Source organism: Citrobacter sp. wls718 (assembly GCF_005280945.1).
Classification (GTDB): Bacteria; Pseudomonadota; Gammaproteobacteria; order Enterobacterales; family Enterobacteriaceae; genus Citrobacter; species Citrobacter gillenii.
Map to the genome: position 1 here is coordinate 64,555 of NZ_SZWV01000038.1, position 835 is coordinate 65,389.

The 835-nt window shown below is 48.3% G+C and carries 1 protein-coding gene and 2 pseudogenes; 1 reads left to right on the forward strand and 2 read right to left on the reverse strand.

Annotation, left to right across the window (positions count from 1 at the left end):
* Positions 1–83: 83 nt before the first annotated feature.
* Positions 84–326: a DinI-like family protein gene (locus FDW95_RS07735; protein ID WP_115258000.1), complete on the reverse strand. Its 243-nt coding sequence runs from the start codon at positions 324–326 to the stop codon at positions 84–86.
* Positions 327–419: 93 nt separating this feature from the next.
* Positions 420–539: pseudogene (locus tag FDW95_RS23605) on the reverse strand (hypothetical protein); the annotation flags it as partial.
* On the opposite strand from FDW95_RS23605, the pseudogene FDW95_RS23610 reads away from it, so the two are divergent.
* A pseudogene (locus FDW95_RS23610) lies at positions 531–835 on the forward strand (S24 family peptidase); the annotation flags it as partial. The pseudogenes FDW95_RS23605 and FDW95_RS23610 sit on opposite strands and share 9 nt — an antisense overlap.

Sequence of the window (835 nt, forward strand, 5' to 3'; positions counted from 1 at the left end):
CAATGCCTGCATAGGAACGTTTACGAAAATGAATATCCGCCACAGCGTAATCAAGACGTAACTGTGGCGGGCATTGAAAATCTTTACTCACTCACTAACCAGAATTCAGCCTCTTCAAACATTTCCTGAACTACTGCACTGATCAGTTCCTTCTCATGCTTGCTGGCGTCAGTGTTGATCGCCGGCAGTGTCATCATCGGTTTAACCCGAACATCAGCGTCAGGGAAGATGCGGTGTACTCTTTTGCTTAACTCCCCCAGAATGATGTCCTTTGCACCGGGTAAATCATCAAAATTCCTTTTGTCATAAACGAGTTCCACAAACATTACGAATCACCTCTTTACTGGATGGATGTACAGTATTTATACTGTGTTTTTATCCGGTATTCAAGAGAGGGCGTAATGATGCCACGACGCAGCGATATTGAAATGGCCTGGTATGCTTCGATACAGCAGGAACCGAATGGCCGTAAGACCGTCACCACACAGCGGTTTGTCCAGGAGCTGAGCAAGGTTAACTGGAACTGGACGATGAAGCAGGCCAACGAATGGATCGAGTGGTATGTGACAACGTTCCGCGATGTATCAACGCAGGAAGGCGAAAACCGTACCTTTCAGCTGTTCAATCCAAATGGGGGACTATAGCCATGGGCTTCCCGTCACCTGCCAGTGATTATGTTGAAACAAAGATTTCCCTCGATCAGCAGCTAATTAGCCAGCCAGCTGCGACTTATTTCATGCGGGCATCGTGTTCACATTTCAGGGAAGGGATACTGCAGGGTGCGCTGCTTGTCGTCGACTCTTCGCTGTCGCCCTGTGATGGCTCGCTGCTGATA

Coding starts and splice junctions, on each gene's coding strand:
- FDW95_RS07735 (WP_115258000.1), bottom strand. CDS start 326: ATGTTTGTGGAACTCGTTTATGACAAAAGGAATTTTGATGATTTACCC.